This window comes from Pantoea sp. ME81 (assembly GCF_903970985.1).
In the GTDB taxonomy this organism is placed as follows: Bacteria; Pseudomonadota; Gammaproteobacteria; order Enterobacterales; family Enterobacteriaceae; genus Pantoea; species Pantoea communis.
The window spans coordinates 1-12863 of sequence record NZ_CAJCKS010000138.1 but is presented as its reverse complement, the minus strand read 5'-3'; the positions used below and the strand labels follow the sequence as shown (position 1 = coordinate 12863).

The 12863-nt window shown below is 51.7% G+C and carries 17 protein-coding genes; 6 read left to right on the top strand and 11 right to left on the bottom strand.

Annotation, left to right across the window (positions count from 1 at the left end; translation table 11 throughout):
- Positions 1-27 precede the first annotated feature (27 nt).
- Positions 28-156, bottom strand: a complete 129-nt coding sequence (locus tag H7A81_RS28015; protein ID WP_353604531.1) for a Vmc-like lipoprotein signal peptide domain-containing protein — start codon at positions 154-156, stop codon at positions 28-30.
- 75 nt (positions 157-231) lie between these two features.
- Here H7A81_RS28015 and H7A81_RS20425 point away from each other — a divergent pair, with 75 nt between their 5' ends.
- The 4 genes from H7A81_RS20425 (at position 232) to dgcQ (ending at position 3458) form a co-directional block, all read left to right on the top strand.
- Positions 232-1143 (top strand): DUF808 domain-containing protein, encoded by a 912-nt coding sequence (locus H7A81_RS20425; protein ID WP_034824501.1) that lies wholly within the window; start codon positions 232-234, stop codon positions 1141-1143.
- Positions 1144-1179: 36 nt separating this feature from the next.
- A complete protein-coding gene (locus H7A81_RS27770; RefSeq protein WP_255253243.1) occupies positions 1180-1314 on the top strand; it encodes a hypothetical protein in 135 nt (44 codons plus the stop codon).
- Between the two features lie 180 nt (positions 1315-1494).
- Positions 1495-1674 (top strand): YodC family protein, encoded by a 180-nt coding sequence (locus tag H7A81_RS20420; RefSeq protein ID WP_034824498.1) that lies wholly within the window; start codon positions 1495-1497, stop codon positions 1672-1674.
- Positions 1675-1805: 131 nt separating this feature from the next.
- Entirely contained in the window at positions 1806-3458 is a 1653-nt protein-coding gene (gene dgcQ, locus H7A81_RS20415) for a cellulose biosynthesis regulator diguanylate cyclase DgcQ (protein WP_182058546.1), read from the top strand.
- Here the strand turns inward: dgcQ and H7A81_RS20410 are convergent.
- The 3 genes from H7A81_RS20410 to yodD form a co-directional block, all read right to left on the bottom strand.
- Positions 3455-4675 (bottom strand): glycosyl transferase, encoded by a 1221-nt coding sequence (locus tag H7A81_RS20410; RefSeq protein ID WP_034824481.1) that lies wholly within the window; start codon positions 4673-4675, stop codon positions 3455-3457. The genes dgcQ and H7A81_RS20410 overlap by 4 nt on opposite strands.
- 23 nt (positions 4676-4698) lie before the next feature.
- Complete coding sequence (locus tag H7A81_RS20405) at positions 4699-5496, bottom strand: mannosyl-3-phosphoglycerate phosphatase-related protein (RefSeq protein ID WP_182058545.1); 798 nt, start codon at positions 5494-5496, stop codon at positions 4699-4701.
- 358 nt (positions 5497-5854) lie between these two features.
- Entirely contained in the window at positions 5855-6088 is a 234-nt protein-coding gene (gene yodD, locus H7A81_RS20400; RefSeq protein WP_039327762.1) for a YodD family peroxide/acid resistance protein, read from the bottom strand.
- A 318-nt stretch (positions 6089-6406) separates the two neighbouring features.
- Here yodD and H7A81_RS20395 point away from each other — a divergent pair, with 318 nt between their 5' ends.
- The gene (locus H7A81_RS20395) at positions 6407-6565 is read left to right on the top strand and encodes a YqaE/Pmp3 family membrane protein (RefSeq protein ID WP_034824466.1); all 159 of its coding nucleotides are present in this window, start codon (positions 6407-6409) and stop codon (positions 6563-6565) included.
- Between the two features lie 67 nt (positions 6566-6632).
- Positions 6633-6827 (top strand): protein DsrB, encoded by a 195-nt coding sequence (gene dsrB / locus H7A81_RS20390; protein WP_034824463.1) that lies wholly within the window; start codon positions 6633-6635, stop codon positions 6825-6827.
- Between the two features lie 78 nt (positions 6828-6905).
- Here dsrB and H7A81_RS20385 read toward each other — a convergent pair whose 3' ends face one another.
- From H7A81_RS20385 to fliN, 7 genes are all read right to left on the bottom strand, one after another.
- On the bottom strand, positions 6906-8612 hold the full coding sequence (locus tag H7A81_RS20385; RefSeq protein ID WP_097116788.1) for a methyl-accepting chemotaxis protein: 1707 nt from the start codon (positions 8610-8612) through the stop codon (positions 6906-6908).
- Positions 8613-8788: 176 nt separating this feature from the next.
- Positions 8789-9424, bottom strand: coding sequence for a transcriptional regulator RcsA (gene rcsA, locus H7A81_RS20380; RefSeq protein ID WP_058959884.1), 636 nt, complete (start codon positions 9422-9424; stop codon positions 8789-8791).
- Between the two features lie 629 nt (positions 9425-10053).
- On the bottom strand, positions 10054-10842 hold the full coding sequence (gene fliR, locus H7A81_RS20375; protein WP_034824454.1) for a flagellar biosynthetic protein FliR: 789 nt from the start codon (positions 10840-10842) through the stop codon (positions 10054-10056).
- Entirely contained in the window at positions 10842-11111 is a 270-nt protein-coding gene (gene fliQ / locus H7A81_RS20370; RefSeq protein ID WP_034824451.1) for a flagellar biosynthesis protein FliQ, read from the bottom strand. The genes fliR and fliQ overlap by 1 nt, the downstream gene beginning before the upstream one ends.
- A 77-nt stretch (positions 11112-11188) precedes the next feature.
- Entirely contained in the window at positions 11189-11920 is a 732-nt protein-coding gene (gene fliP, locus H7A81_RS20365; protein WP_034825234.1) for a flagellar type III secretion system pore protein FliP, read from the bottom strand.
- On the bottom strand, positions 11920-12315 hold the full coding sequence (gene fliO, locus H7A81_RS20360) for a flagellar biosynthetic protein FliO (protein WP_034824448.1): 396 nt from the start codon (positions 12313-12315) through the stop codon (positions 11920-11922). The genes fliP and fliO overlap by 1 nt, the downstream gene beginning before the upstream one ends.
- Positions 12316-12317: 2 nt before the next feature.
- Positions 12318-12725: a flagellar motor switch protein FliN gene (gene fliN / locus H7A81_RS20355; protein ID WP_034824445.1), complete on the bottom strand. Its 408-nt coding sequence runs from the start codon at positions 12723-12725 to the stop codon at positions 12318-12320.
- Positions 12726-12863 lie beyond the last annotated feature (138 nt).

Here is a 12863-nt window from a genome sequence, read left to right as displayed (position 1 = left end):
GGTGAACACTCATGCAACGGCACGCATTTATTTAGGCGAGCAACTGGTGGCCACCGAGGAGATCAGCGGAATGACGGAAAGTCCGGTCAGCAAATATGTGCACGCTGGCGATCTTGCCGGGCAAACACTTCGCGTCGAATGGGACTGTGCGGGCATCGCTGATATGTCAGTAACGGCGGTTGAGCGATGCCCCTGTTGTCAGGATCACGAACCGGAATAAGGATAACTATTTTGGCAGGAACCAGTTTACTCACGCTTCTGGATGACATTGCGACGCTGCTTGATGATATTTCAGTGATGGGCAAAGTCGCGGCAAAGAAGACCGCTGGCGTATTGGGTGATGATCTCTCACTCAATGCGCAGCAGGTCACCGGCGTAAAAGCCAACCGTGAATTACCCGTGGTCTGGAGCGTCGCAAAAGGCTCATTTCTTAATAAATTAATTCTGGTGCCGCTGGCGCTGATTATCTCGGCGTTTGCGCCCTGGCTAATCACACCGCTGTTAATGCTGGGCGGCGCTTACCTTTGCTATGAAGGCGTGGAAAAGGTGCTGCACAGCCTGAATCACGATAAGGCTGAAAGCAGTCCGGAGGCACGTCAACAGCGTCTGGACAAGCTGGCGCAGCAGGATCCGCGCCAGTTCGAAAAAGATAAAGTGAAAGGCGCTGTACGCACTGATTTCATTCTTTCTGCCGAAATTGTGGCAATCACCTTAGGGATTGTCTCTGAAGCACCGCTGTTGAATCAGGTGCTGATTCTGGCGGGGATTGCGATTTTGGTGACGATTGGTGTTTACGGCATCGTGGCGATGATCGTGAAAATCGACGACCTCGGATACTGGCTGCGGGAAAAGTCCTCCACGCTGGCTCAGGCGACTGGCGGTGCGCTATTGGCGCTGGCCCCCTGGTTGATGAAGGTGTTAACGGTGGTGGGCACGGTGGCAATGTTCCTGGTCGGTGGCGGCATTATTGTGCACGGTATCGCGCCGTTGCATCACGCGATTGAGGAGTACAGCAGCGGCTTCCACGGCGTTATCTCCGCCTTGCTGAGCAACGGTGCCAATCTGGTACTCGGCTTTATCATTGGGTCGATCGTGCTGTTGGCGGTAAATCTGGTTGCGAAAGTACGCGGTAAATCGGTATAAAGCGCAGGAATTTATCAATCACGGGTCAGGAGAACGATGATGAACGACGATATGTTTGAATTTGATATCGATGCGCAGCTGGAACAGGCTGAAGCGAAAGCGGCTGAAAAAGCCAATGAAGTCCCGGCTGATATCAGCGACGAAGCGGACTGCGAAGGTTGCAAAATCTGATTTCCCACCCGGGAAAGTGTTTCAAAGCCGATAATAATTTTTATCGGCTTTTTTTATAAACAACATTTTACACTGCTTATTCCGATTTCGTCACAGTAATAACATTATCCTATAGGCGTAAATGGGGTGCAGCTGCTATAACTTTATCCGTTCATTCAACGGAAAAAGGGAGGGCGCGGTATGACCTTTGCGATCAGTGATGAAGTTCAGCACAAAGAGGGCGGACCCACGATGGTGGTGACCGGCTATGCCAGCGGAATGGTAGAGTGTCGTTGGTATGATGGCTACAGCGTGCGACGCGAGGCGTTCCGTAGTGACGAACTGAGTCACTTATCCGGAGCGCGCCAGCTGGCCAGCTAAGCGTGTGCGGGACGGTCAATCCGTCCCGTTGCGTTTTTACCTATCTGATTTTCCTTTGATCCCTGCCTGTACGACTTTTCTCCTGCTGACTACACTTTTCGCATCCGCCCTTTATTGAATAACTGTTGCCCATGCCCACTTCGCCTTTGACGCCACGCACAGGTAATCCTTTTTTGCCGGTGCATCTCTGCTTTCTGGCGGTCTTTTTGTTCTCTGCATTTCTTACCGTGCATGAAGCGATTGAGCTAAAAAATAACTATGAGGAGCGTCAGCGCGCACAACTGGCTGAAATCCAGAAAAACCTCGACAGCCGATTTCAGGAAAGCATCGATGAATTGACGTATTACGAGAGAATGCTCAACTATGCGTTGATGCATCCGCTGGATTCGAGTCAAACGCGCGAAGCCATTACCCGCTTTCAACAATTGCGCCAGCAAACGACCTGGCAGTTAAAGTTGGCCAGCCTGCGCAGTATGCCGTTGAATGGCGTGAGTGACAGTTGGTTAATGCGCGATCCCCTGCTGCTGCGCAACAGCGACCACATCAATGCGGAATTGCGCGCCACCATGGAATTCAGCTTTATCATGCAGTTCAGCGACCCGGGACAGGATTTTCACTCACGCTTTTGGTATATCTCGCGCGCCGGTTTTTTTATTAGTTCAAGGCCTCCGCAAAGTCCGCAGGAGCTGATAGAAAGCTATACCACCATGACGGAGCGCCCCTATTTTCGCGATCAGGCACCGGATAATCCGCAGCGCGGTCGATTGCGCTGGAGTGAAGCCTATCAGGGTGAATTTAACGAAGGTTTAATGATGACAGTGAGCACGCCGATCGTCAGTCATGGTTACTGGTACGGTGTACTGTCGATGGATTTCACCCAGGCGCGGATACATGGGCTGATGGCCGAAGCACGACACAGCTTGCTACAAGGCAAGTTGCTGATGGTAGACCGCTCGTTAAATGAAATCACTCGCTTGCATGCACCCAACGATGAGCCCTTGACGCCAGAACAGCAGGAGCGTCTGGAGAGCCGAATCCGGCAACTGCCTGGAGGTGTGATGCGCCTTGGCACCCAGTTTGCCAGCTGGAGCAAATTAAAGAATGTGGACGCGTATATCGTGAATATTCAGAGCCTGAGGCAGGGGATGTCACAGGAACTGGGCCGCGTATCGCTGTTCTTGCTCGGCATGTGGTTGCTGTTTGTACTGCTACTGCTGGTCGTGCATCAGGTCATTATTCGTCTGGTGCGCCGTATGGACGATCTCTCCGCCAAACTCACCTGGCGTGCCAATTACGACGGTATGACGCGGTTGCTCAATCGCAATGCGTTCTTTGAACAGTTTGTGGCGATCTCTGCCCGCAGCCAGCAGCAGCAAACGCCCCTCGCGGTGATTCAGCTGGATGTCGATCACTTCAAGAAAGTGAACGATACCTGGGGACATGCGGCAGGCGATCAGGCATTGATTCGGGTGGCGGGCGTGATTAGCCATACGCTGCGTAAATATGATGTGGCGGGCCGTATCGGCGGAGAGGAGTTTTGTATTGTACTGCCGGAAACTACGTTGGCGGATGCCAGTGCAGTTGCGGAACGCATCCGTGCGCGTTTAGCGGCAAAAACGATTCTGGTGAATGCCAGCACCACGTTCAGCGTCACGCTGTCGGCAGGCGTGACCGGTAGCGAAGAGCAGGGCGATTATCATGCCGAGAGCCTGCAAGCCACCGCCGATCGCCGCCTGTATCTGGCGAAAACCGGCGGCCGCAACCGCGTGGTGGCAGAAGATTAAACCTTGCCTTCGTTATCTTCCTCCACCGCCTGATATATGCGCTGCAGGATATCCGGAAACGCCGATTGCACGCGGCTCCAGCTGGGAATGAAAGGTTTTTCATTGGGCCGCTCAATAAAGGATTGCCCGGCATCGAGTATCGCCTGGGTGAACATCTCGACCGCCGCTTCCTCAATATGCTGATCAAACTTCAGGCCATTCATTGTCGCTTCGTGATTGTAGATCTCCATCATATCCAGCGCATTGCGATAATAAGTGGCTTTGAGCACGCGGAATGAGTCACTGGTGAGTGGCACGCCCATGGTCGCCAGCTTGCGCAGCAGCGACTGGACAATATCATTGCTCATGCGTTTCAGGCCGCCGGTGCCATCTTCTTCTGCCAATGGTTGATGTTTATGATCGTAGTTATCGGCAATTTCCACCTGACAGGTTTGTCGCGTGGTGTAGTTGCGATAAATCTCCGACAGCACGCCGATTTCCAGCCCCCAGTCGCCGGGAATTTTAATGCCGTTCAGCACATGGGTGCGCATGGCGAATTCGCCAGACAGCGGATAGCGGAAGCTGGTGAGGTAATCCAGATATTCAGAATGGCCATACACTTTTTGTAGCGAACGCAGCAGCGGGCCGACCAGCAAGCGACCCACGCGGCCATTGAGTTTGCCGTCCGCGACGCGCGCGTAGAACCCTTTGCAGAACTCATACTGGAAAGCTGGATTGGCAAGCGGATAGAGCAAGCGTGCCAGCATGCTGCGCTCATAGGTGACGATATCGCAGTCATGCAGCGCCACGCACTGGGTGCGATCCGAGGCCAGCGTATACCCGGTGCAGAACCACACGTTGCGTCCTTTACCCGGCTGGCTCGGCGACAACCCTTCTTTATCCAGTTCAGCATCCAGCGCTTTCAATCGCGGTCCATCATTCCACAGGATGCGATGGCGTTGTGGCAAACGAGAAAAGAACTCGCGAGCAAAGAGAAACTGGTCGCGGTCAGCACGATCGAGACCGATGACAATCTCATCCAGATAAGGCACTTTGGCCAGCTCATTGACGATGTTATCCAGCGCCGGACCTTCCAGTTCTGAGAACAGGGAAGGCAGGATTAGCCCCATTTTGCGTTTACGCGCGAAACGTACCATCTCTTTTTCCAGCGATTCAACGCTGCGTTGGGTGAGATTATGAAAGTTAGTAATGACACCATTTTGGTAAAAATCACTCATTTTCTCATCCTTAGGTCAGAGGGTTATTCGGGTTGCGCGAGAAAATAGTCCAGCCCTTCACGCCAGCCCAGCGGGCCAGCATGCGCGGTGTGATAGACATTTTGTTGATCGCGGCGCGTGAGGATCACCGGGGTTTTACTGAATCCTTTAATCACCACGGCATAATCGACCTGCTCCAGCATCGGCACATCATTGGGGCCATCACCGAGGCCGAGGGTGGTCCGCTTCTCTCCACTGCGCTGTTCGAGATGCTGCTGCAGCTGCTGCAGTGCGATGCCTTTACCGCAGCCCGCTGGCATCACATGCCAGAATCGTCCCCCCTGGGTGAGCGCCAGGTTGTGTTCCGCCAGCGCCATACGAAAATCCTCCAGCTTTTCACCATCATCGCGCCAAAGTATGACTTCTGAACCATCGCGCAGCCGGCTCTGACTGGCTTCGGCCAGTGTTAATCCGGTGAAGCGAGCCACTTCCGCATCGCTAAAGTCGTGAAATCCACTGAAGCGGAAAGTGGATTGCAAGGTTTTCAGTGAGCGGCATAGCGCCAGATAATTTTCGCCCGGTTCCTCCGCTGCAATCTGCTCGCCATTAAAAGCGATAAACGCCCCGTTTTCAGCGATGAAAGGGGTACCGGAAAGACCCAGGCGTTTCTGTAAGGGGATCATTTCAGCGGCCGTTTTACTGGAACAGAACACCACGGGAATCGCCTGCTGTTTGAGGCGCTGCAACCATTCACTGGCGGCATCCCAGTTGTAATCATGATGATCCAACAACGAGCCATCGAGATCGGTCACAATCATCAGCGACGAGTTAAGTCTGAGCATCAACACTCCTTACGCCAGGCGCGTCCGTAAAGCAGAGAGTAATCAGTATAATAGCGTTATGACGATCACACTTTTATGCGAGTGGCTAACGTCAACTTCCAGGATAAATCTTAAATCCACAGAGTAACAATTAGGGACGTGCACACATTGCGCATAAAAGAAACACAGTAGGCACACGGTGTTTTCGGTAACAAATGGGGAAGGTCATGCATTTTTGTTCGTTTTACACGCAAGATTGGGACTTGTCTTGTGTTGACTAAAGCGTAATCTGACTCAGGTGTTAAGAATTTCCTGGTGTAACGAATTCACTGATTTACTTTACCCGGCCATCCCGCCGGGTATTTTTTTGAAATCGATTTCAACGGTTAACTTCAGTGATCGAGAAGTCACGGATATCGAGTTCAAATGCCTCAGCCAGCTCTGTATAGGAGTCATAGGCTTCACCATTCACTTTTACCCGGTGAGCGTGTTCCGCTTCCATGAACTCTTTAACCTCGCCTGAGGTTTTCTTCTGAATCGCTTCCAGCAATGCTTCAACGTCAATGTTCACTTCGCGCTGCACGTTGTCACTGTACTCTTTTGCGGTTGTCATGGTCGGCCTCCCAGAGGCGATGAGATTCTTTATCAGTATAGACAACGGGAAGAATGGGCAGGAAAGGGCAGATTTCAGGCAAAAAAAAGCCCGCGCTGCGCGGGCAAAAATCCTTGTTACTTTTAGGTTGACTGCGCCTTTGGGGTTGGTGCAGTACTAAGAAGTGTACGGGCTACCCGCGTCAGAAGTCTCTCTGCGTACTGTTAAGAAAGTGAAAAGCCGCGGTTTGACAGAACTTTACCCGTCTGTCATCTCATCAATCGAATCAGCGGCTATGCTTAAAGCTTGACGATAAAGAAGTGATATCAGGGAGTTAGTATGGATTTTATTCGAATTGTGATTGCGATTTTACTGCCACCGCTGGGTGTATTTCTGCAGGTGGGCTTTGGCGGTGCCTTCTGGCTGAATATCCTGCTCACGCTGTGCGGTTATATCCCGGGCATTGTGCATGCAGTGTGGGTAATCGCCCGACGCTGATCCGGATCAGGCAGCCGCCATTTTCTTCCGTTACACTGTATTCAGGACAATATCTGGAGAGTAATCAATGCAGGTGAATGACCGCGTAACGGTAAAAACCGATGGCGGCCCACGTCGCGTGGGTACAGTACTGGCAGTTGAAGGTTTTAATGAAGGGACCATGTACCTGGTGGCGCTGGAGGATTATCCGCTGGGGATTTGGTTCTTTAATGAAAGCGACCATGCGGAAGGGGTGTTTGTTGAGCCCTACGAGGAAGCTTAAGACTGCATAAAAAAATCAGGTGCACATAAGGTGCACCTGATGCATATCAACCCCTGCCATCAATGACGGCGAGAAGGTTTAGAACGTTTCCCAGTTGTCATTACTGTTCGCCGCTGCCAATGCTGGACGCGGTGTCAGCGTCGGGGCCTTCAGGGTGCCTGATGAAGGTGCCATCACTCGCGATGCGGGTGAATCGTTAAGTTTAAATGCCGCAACGGCCTGTGTCAGACGACCCGCCTGATCTTCCAGCGAGGCTGCCGCTGAAGAGGCTTCTTCCACCAGCGAGGCGTTCTGCTGCGTCACGTTGTCCATCTCGGTAACCGCCAGACTCACTTGCTGAATGCCACGGCTCTGCTCATCGGAGGCGGCGGCAATTTCCGACATAATATCGGTGACGCGACGCACCGCCTCGACGATCTCACCCATGGTTGAGCCGGCTTCACCCACCTGATGTGAACCGTTATTAATCAGATCAACCGACTCGGCAATCAGCGTTTCAATCTCTTTCGCGGCCTGGGCACTGCGCTGGGCCAGATTGCGTACTTCGCTCGCTACGACGGCAAAACCACGCCCTTGCTCACCGGCACGCGCTGCTTCTACCGCCGCGTTCAGCGCCAGGATATTGGTCTGGAAGGCGATACTGTTAATGACGTTGGTGATCTCAGCAATTTTCTTCGAGCTGCCAGAGATATTGTTCATGGTTTTCACCACGCCATGCACCAACTCACCACCGCTACGGGCTTTGCCGGAAGCATCCGCAGCCAGTTGACTGGCATGATGGGCGTTCTCTGCATTTTGCTTCACGGTCGCGGTGAGCTGTTCCATGCTGGCAGCGGTTTGCTCCAGCGCAGAAGCCTGCTCCTCAGTGCGTGAAGACAAATCGGTATTACCGGCGGAGATCTCGCTGGAACCCTGATAGATGGCAACGGCGCCTTCGCGGACGGTGCCTACGGTACGCACCAGTGCGGCCTGCATCAGTTGCAGATTATGCAACAGGCTACCGATCTCGCTACGGCCATACGCTTGTTCCGGTGCGGTCAGATCGCCCTGCGCAATACGCTCAATACGCTCAACCGACTGACGCAGCGGGCTGATCACCACACGGCGGAGGAAGACGAAGGTGAGGAGCACCAATACCAGTGCAGCAGCAAAGGCCACAGCCATGGCAATAAAGCCGACGCGGGACTGGTGCGCAGCTTCCGCGTTGATCGCTTCGGCACGGTCAGTACGAATTTTTATCGCTTTCAGCAATACCGCGTTATACGCATCATCCAACTTGCGTGTCACGTCGGTTTCCTGCGCCACGATCCCTTCGAAGCTGCCTTGCTTAGCCGACTCAATCATCGGCTTCAATCCCTTATCGATATAGTCATTGAATGCCGCGGTGAGTGGCGCATCCAGCGCGATATCCTCCGGCGTTTTCGCCTTGCGGTCCATGTAAGTTTTAAAACCGTCACGCGCTTGCTTGATGCGGGTCTCCGTGCGCGCCAGATCGGCACGATAGCCGTCCATTTCACCGATGCGGGCAGCGGCGCCAGATTGCAGCACGTTCAGACGAGCGGTACGCAAATGGTTCGAGCTATTAGAGATGCCCATACGGATTTGAATTTCATCCGTCGCATCGTTGAGGGAATTATTACTCTGGATTAAAAAATAGCTGGCGAGGCCGATACACAGGGCAAAAAGCAGCAGAATGCCACCAAAGATCATGCTGAAAAGAGGCATCAGGCGCAGGTTCTGCCAGATGCTGAGCTTATATTGCTCATCAATCGATGCTGTTTTCATATCCTTGCTCTCATTTTGGGTAGGTGTTCTGAGAACAAGCATCGGCAGTTCAGGCTAAAGGATTAGGGGGCGAAGTGAGACCTGGCTCGCAGATCCAGGCAAAACGACAAAGGGCCTTTCTGCGGATTGGCCCTTTGTCGGCTACGGCTATTTACTCAAACTGTTTACATGCAGGACTATCGCACGTTGACATAAATACCGGAGGTCACATTATCGGTCAGTCGTACCACATGATAAATAACCTGTTTATTATGTGTCTTAATTTTGCGTTTTATATTACCTTTGTGTGACGATACCGTTTTGGCTTTAATTTGCATCTTGTCTGAAATTTGAATGGTGTCATGTCCTGACATCCACATTTTCAGCATATTTGATTCAGTCTGACTTAATGTCAGTGGGTGAATGTCCAGGCCTGCTGAAATACGCGGGGTAGCGCTGAGTTTCTTTTGCAGGTAAGTACCGAGCAGTGAATCCAGAGTCGAGGTTTTAACCGATTTTGACGTAATAATCAGGTTCTTACGAACGTAGAGGTATTCCTCAAAATGGATGTTCGAGATCGCCATAAAGATAAAAAATAGCGTATCTGGATGCTGCATAATAATAGCACGAATACGATCGCTGGAATCGGATTCATGAATGAAGCATTCTTCATTAATAAATACGACACCAGGCTTTAACTGTTCACATCTTTGTTGCAGTTGTTCAATATCAGAGACCGGAGTAATATTTTTCTTTTTAACTCCTTTGGCCGACATATAGTCTGATAATCCCAGGCGTGTGTAGTTACATGAATCCATAATAATCGTTGGCATTATAGCGACCCTCACCAATTTGTTATCCGTTTAAATCAACGATGAATACGCGTTTGCGGTACGAGAGAGATTTCCAAAGACACTTTTTTATTCTGCTCGGCAGACTGGCGAATGATATCCGTGCGCCATCATGACTCTATCCCTGAACCCTTCTGCGAAGTTTGTTGTGTTACTTCCACGTCACTCTTGTCCCCGCGATAGTGGGAATCGCCGGGAGTTTGCATTAAGTGTGTAATTCGCTCTGTTTTTGAGAGCCCTGTCACTATCGCGCAAGTCACAGACAAATCTGATAGGACAATTCTTAAAAACATTTGAATCGCGAAAGTGTGACGTTTCAGCGAGTGTTGACAATGCCGGAAAAAAGGGATTTAGACAAGAAAAATCGCTGTAAAATTTTTTTTGTTTAAAAACAGCCCTTTGAGCATTTATTCAACCAATTCTCAAGGTTTATCACCTTAGGAATCGTCTGACTAAAATACGCGAAGCGCCGTTTAATAAGAATAATTTTCACCTGAAATGCGCATTTATCAGAATAACCTCAGTTGATTTCTGAGAAATATGGTTCGAAAAATGCACAGATTGATTTTGAATACTTAACTATCGCATAAGAACTTCTACAGAATCGTTAATTAGCGTGCGCGGGAGAGTTCTGAGACAAACTGCGCGAGTAAATCAAAGACTTCGCCGAAGAGATGTTCGCAGAAGGGGGCGAGCAGTGGCATCATCATACCCAGGCTAAGGATCCCCACCGTTAAGGTAATCGGAAAGCCAATCGCGAAAACCGACAGTTGTGGTGAAACACGGTTTAACAAACCTAGTGCCATGTTTAGCGTGAGCAATAAAACAATTAAGGGCAGCGCTAACATCATCCCATTAAGGAAAATTAACCCGGCGGACTTCACCAGCGCCATAAAAGCATTGGCGTTGAGGGGTTGATCGTTAATCGGCAGGGTATGAAAACTGTCCACCAGCAGCGAAATCAGCCACAAGTGTCCGTTGAAGGTCAGAAACAGCAGCATGGCCAGCATATCGAGAAAACGCGCCAGCACGGGCATGTTAAGGCGGCTGCCAGGATCAAAGAAGGTGGCAAAGGATAAGCCCATCTGTAATCCCACGACTTCACCGGCCATACGCACCGAGGCAAACGCCAGTTGCATCGTCAGGCCAATCCCCACACCAATCAGTAATTGCTGTAACAGGATCCAAAAACCGGCGGGGGTAAATAACGTGACTTCTACCGGAGGCAACACGGGAATGACGATCCAGGTCGTCAATACCGCGAGGCCCACTTTCACGCGCTTGGGAATGGATTTCTCACTCAGCACCGGCGCACTGGCAAAGAGTGCCAGCAAACGTACCATCGGCCAGAAAAATTGCGCGACCCAATGGACCAGCTGGCTGCTATCGAGGTTAATCATCAGCCGATGATATAAGGTAAGTTGGTCAACAGATTACGCATGTAATCCAGTATCAGGTTCAGCATCCACGGACCCGCAATCACCGCGGTGGCGGCAACGGCAAGGATCTTAGGAATAAAGGAGAGTGTCTGTTCGTTGACCTGCGTGGCCGCCTGTAACAGGCTGATGATCAGACCGCTGACCAGTGCCGCCAGCAACAGCGGGGCGGCGAGCATCAGGGCAATTCGCATTGCTTCCTGGCCGATGACCATAACCGATTCAGGTGTCATGCTGCGCTCCTGGCGTTATATGTTGCGGCCTTCAGGCCGACCGGATTGAGAGTTGCCATCGACTTCCAGGTGTGCCGCTAGGAGTAGAAACTTTGTGCCAGTGAACCCACCAGCAGCTGCCAGCCATCCACCAACACAAACAACATCAGCTTGAATGGCAGAGAAATGGTCGCCGGCGGCACCATCATCATCCCCAGCGCCATCAATACGCTGGCAACCACCAGGTCGATGATCAGGAACGGGATGAACACAGTAAAACCAATCTGGAAAGCAGTTTTCAGTTCACTTGTGACGTAAGCCGGCAGCAAAATGCGCATCGGTACGGCTTCCGGACCTTGAATCGGCGCGGTGTTGGCAAGACGAGCAAACAGCGCTAAATCGGCTTCACGCGTCTGACGCAGCATAAATTCACGCAGCGGTTGAGCGCCTTTGTCGATCGCTACGTCCATGCTGATTTTGTCCTGACTGAACGGCAAATAGGCGTCGCTATAAATCTTGTCGAAGGTCGGCGCCATAATAAAGAAGGTTAAAAACAGCGCAAGGCCAAGCAAAACCTGATTGGGGGGGGCAGAAGGCGTGCCTAAGGCGTTACGCAGCAAGCCAAAAACAATGATGATGCGCGTAAAACTGGTCATCATCAGCAAAATGGCCGGAATAAAGGTCAGCGAGGTGATAAACACCAGCGTCTGCACCGGCAATGACCAGCTCTGGCCGCCATTTGCCAGTGGCTGGCTGACCAGTCCTGGCAATTGCGCATGGGCAACCGGTGCCAGCAACAGCAGCGGCAAGAGGGGAAGCAATCGACGCATCATTGGGGTTTTCCGGGACGTTTAACCAGATTCTGGAACAGCTGACGAAAATCCTGCGGCGCCACGGTTTTGTTCACCAGCTCTTCAGGTGGCAGCGGCGGCAGCGAATGCAGATGGGTAATTTGCTGGGCGGTGACGCCCAGCACTAAACGCGCATCGGCGGTGTCAACAATCACCACCCGCTCCTGGCGACCCACCTGCACGCTGGCGCTAATTTTCAGCGCCTGGGTGTTGACGGTTTTGGGCGCAAAGCCAAGGCGTTTCGCCAGCCAACCACAGGCCAGAATCAGCAGAACAATCACTGCCAGCACGCTGCTGACTTGCCCAATCACCGAACCGGTAGAGACCACCGGCTGGCTATGAACAGGCTGGCCAATTTGCGCGTTCTTTAACATGCTTAACGGCTCAGACGACGCATACGTTCAGATGGCGTAATAATGTCGGTGATACGCACGCCATATTTGTCGTTCACGACGACGACTTCGCCCTGCGCAATCAGGTAACCATTGATCAAGATATCCAGTGGTTCACCGGCCAGGCCATCCAGAGCCACCACGGAACCCTGCGTCAGGCGCAGCAGCTCTTTGATGGTCATCTTGGTGCGACCCAGTTCCACGGTGAGTTTGACCGGGATATCCATAATCAGATCGATGTCTTGCAGCGAGCCACTGGCACCGTTGCTTTCAAACGATTTGAAAACGTTCTCGGTTGGATCAGGCGTGCTGGTGGTTGCCTGCTCGTTCATTGCCTCAGCCCACAGGTCGTCCGCAGAAATATCATCGGACGGTTTTTTGCTGTCACTCATCGGGCTGTTCTGATCGGTAAAGCACACGTCTGAACTCCAGTCACATTCAGATATCTCGTATGCCGTCTTCTGCTTGATAAAAATACACTTTACCTCTTTTTCTTCCACTTTTTACAATCATGTTCTTTTCTTTTTGTT

Excerpts from the sequence above, each read along its gene's own strand:
- H7A81_RS28015 (WP_353604531.1), bottom strand. The coding sequence starts at position 156 with ATGCCCGCACAGTCCCATTCGACGCGAAGTGTTTGCCCGGCAAGATCG.
- fliQ (WP_034824451.1), bottom strand. The coding sequence starts at position 11,111 with ATGACACCTGAATCGGTTATGGTCATCGGCCAGGAAGCAATGCGAATT.
- H7A81_RS20405 (WP_182058545.1), bottom strand. The coding sequence starts at position 5,496 with ATGCTCAGACTTAACTCGTCGCTGATGATTGTGACCGATCTCGATGGC.
- fliR (WP_034824454.1), bottom strand. The coding sequence starts at position 10,842 with ATGATTAACCTCGATAGCAGCCAGCTGGTCCATTGGGTCGCGCAATTT.
- dgcQ (WP_182058546.1), top strand. The coding sequence starts at position 1,806 with ATGCCCACTTCGCCTTTGACGCCACGCACAGGTAATCCTTTTTTGCCG.
- H7A81_RS20395 (WP_034824466.1), top strand. The coding sequence starts at position 6,407 with ATGGATTTTATTCGAATTGTGATTGCGATTTTACTGCCACCGCTGGGT.
- fliN (WP_034824445.1), bottom strand. The coding sequence starts at position 12,725 with ATGAGTGACAGCAAAAAACCGTCCGATGATATTTCTGCGGACGACCTG.
- H7A81_RS27770 (WP_255253243.1), top strand. The coding sequence starts at position 1,180 with ATGATGAACGACGATATGTTTGAATTTGATATCGATGCGCAGCTGGAA.
- H7A81_RS20420 (WP_034824498.1), top strand. The coding sequence starts at position 1,495 with ATGACCTTTGCGATCAGTGATGAAGTTCAGCACAAAGAGGGCGGACCC.
- fliP (WP_034825234.1), bottom strand. The coding sequence starts at position 11,920 with ATGCGTCGATTGCTTCCCCTCTTGCCGCTGCTGTTGCTGGCACCGGTT.
- H7A81_RS20410 (WP_034824481.1), bottom strand. The coding sequence starts at position 4,675 with ATGAGTGATTTTTACCAAAATGGTGTCATTACTAACTTTCATAATCTC.
- fliO (WP_034824448.1), bottom strand. The coding sequence starts at position 12,315 with ATGTTAAAGAACGCGCAAATTGGCCAGCCTGTTCATAGCCAGCCGGTG.
- yodD (WP_039327762.1), bottom strand. The coding sequence starts at position 6,088 with ATGACAACCGCAAAAGAGTACAGTGACAACGTGCAGCGCGAAGTGAAC.
- rcsA (WP_058959884.1), bottom strand. The coding sequence starts at position 9,424 with ATGCCAACGATTATTATGGATTCATGTAACTACACACGCCTGGGATTA.
- H7A81_RS20385 (WP_097116788.1), bottom strand. The coding sequence starts at position 8,612 with ATGAAAACAGCATCGATTGATGAGCAATATAAGCTCAGCATCTGGCAG.
- dsrB (WP_034824463.1), top strand. The coding sequence starts at position 6,633 with ATGCAGGTGAATGACCGCGTAACGGTAAAAACCGATGGCGGCCCACGT.